Source organism: Caulobacter sp. HMWF025, assembly GCF_003060965.1.
Taxonomy (GTDB): domain Bacteria; phylum Pseudomonadota; class Alphaproteobacteria; order Caulobacterales; family Caulobacteraceae; genus Caulobacter.
The window spans coordinates 1-2,213 of the sequence record NZ_QAII01000125.1 but is presented as its reverse complement, the minus strand read 5'-3'; the positions used below and the strand labels follow the sequence as shown (position 1 = coordinate 2,213).

Here is a 2,213-nt window from a genome sequence, read left to right as displayed (position 1 = left end):
GCCGTCGCGACGGCCAGGCAAAAGGTACGATCACGCAGCAGTGCCCCAAGGCCCTTCCATCGCTGCGCGCGATCCGGTTTGTCCCCGATGGCGTGAACCCGTTCCGGCGGCACCAGAATACCGGCGGCGAGCGCCGAGAGAACGGCGGCGACGGCAATCCAGACCGCGATTACCGACGGCGAGAAGCGGATCAGCACCACGCCCATAATCAGATTTGCGACGATAAAGGCGCTGGACCCCATGCCTCGTGGAATGCCGTAATTGAACCCCTCGGTCCTTGCGCGCCGAAGCGTGATCACATCCACCAGTGGCGAGACCGTCGAGATCAGGGTCGCCGCGATCAACCAGGCCAGGGCCAGACCCAGAAAACCAGGGGCGACCAGAAGGCCGGCGTAGCCTAGGGCCGCTCCAAGGCCGAGCAGCACCATCGGTGTCCGCCTCAGGGTGAACCCGTCAGCCCAGACCGCCAGGACCGGCCCGGTGAAGGGCCTGGCCAGCATCGGGATGGCGAGAATTATACCGATCTCGGCCCCGCTCATGCCACGCGACCGAAGATAGGTCGCGATATAGGGCAGACTCACCCCTGTGCCGATATAGGCAGCGGCATAGAACAGGCTGAGGCGGACGAGGCTGGACATCGTGGCCTAGGATACCCTGTTCCTCACGGGCCTCATGCCTGCTCCGCTCCGCCGAACCTGGCCGTCCATTCAGCAATCTGGTCGTCATCGATCTTCTTGAACAGGACTTCAGGCGCCCGCACGGAGAGCCCCGCCGGCAAGGAGGTCAGTTCGATCGACGCATTGCTCGACGGCCAGGCTGCAGGTGTCGCCAGCGAAAACGCCTTGGCGATCTCTTCAGCGGCGAAAGGAATGAACGGAGCCGAGATCTTCGAATAGAGCGCGGCCAGACTAAGCGCGGTCCGGACAATGACAGCCGCTCGGTCACGGTCCGTCTTGATCGCGGTCCAGGGGGCGGCTTCCTGCAAGTACTCATTGCCGACCACCCAAAGAGCCCGAAGGGCCTGGGCACTCTTGCGAACCTCGATCGCGTCCATCTGCTCGGTCAGATCGGCCAGTCGAGCCGAAACGTCCGCGAAGAGCTTTTCTTCCAGTGGCCCAGGCTCACCGCCCCCGGGCACGACGCCGTCGAACTTGCCCTCGGTGAACTTCAGGATGCGGTTGATGAAATTACCCAGCACATCGGCCAGGTCGCGGTTCACCGAGCTGGCGAACATCTCCCAGGTGAAGGCGGTATCCGAGCTCTCGGGCGCGTTGGAGGTCAGGTACCAGCGCCAGAAATCCGGCGGCAGGATCTCCAGCGCTGCATCCATGAACACGCCGCGCTTGTTGCTGGTCGAGAACTTGCCGCCATACCAGTTGAGCCAGTTGAAGGCCTTGAGCATGTCGACGCTCTTCCACGGCTCTTCCGAGCCCAGGATGGTGGCCGGGAAGCTGACGGTGTGGAAGGCGACGTTGTCCTTGCCCATGAACTCGACATAGCGGACGTCATCGGCACCGGCGTCGGTGCGCCACCAGCGTTGCCAGTCACGCCCTGCCTCGGCCTCGGCCCATTCCTGGGTGGCAGCGATGTATTCGATGGGGGCGTCGAACCAGACGTAGAAGACCTTGCCTTCCATGCCCGGACGCGGCGCGCCGTCTTTCACCACCGGCACGCCCCAGGCGAGGTCGCGGGTGATGCCGCGGTCGATCAGGCCTTCATCCAGGAACTTGTAGGCGATCGACTTGGCCAGAATCGGCCAGTCGCCATGGGTGTCGACCCAGGCCCGGATCCTGTCGGCCATCTTGGTCTGCAGAAGGTAGAGGTGGCGGGTGTCGCGCACCTCCAGGTTCCGCGAGCCCGAGATCACCGAATAGGCGTCCTTTAGGTCGGTCGGATCCAGCAGGTTCCCGCAGTTATCACACTGGTCGCCACGCGCCTTGTCGAAACCGCAGTGCGGGCAGGTACCCTCGATATAACGGTCAGGCAGGAAGCGCTTGTCGTCGATGGAATAGACCATCTGGTCGACGCGTTCCTCGATCAGGCCGTTGGCTTCCAGCACCTCGGCGAAGTGCTGGGTCAGCTTGCGGTTCTGCGGCGACGATGAACGGCCGAACCAGTCCCAGGACAGGCCAAACGCCGCTGCGACGTCGCGCTGAAGAATGTGCTGCTCGGCACAATAGGTCTCGACATCCTGGCCGGCGGCGGCCGCCGCC

Annotated in this window: 2 protein-coding genes; both read right to left on the bottom strand. The window is 63.8% G+C overall.

The features are described 5' to 3' along the window. A partial coding sequence (locus tag DBR10_RS13505) for an MFS transporter (protein WP_146187847.1) occupies window positions 1-638 on the bottom strand: 638 nt, incomplete at its 3' end. Between the two features lie 32 nt (window positions 639-670). Beyond that, window positions 671-2,213 (bottom strand): methionine--tRNA ligase (metG, locus tag DBR10_RS13500; RefSeq protein ID WP_108556424.1); only part of this gene is annotated, 1,543 nt, incomplete at its 5' end.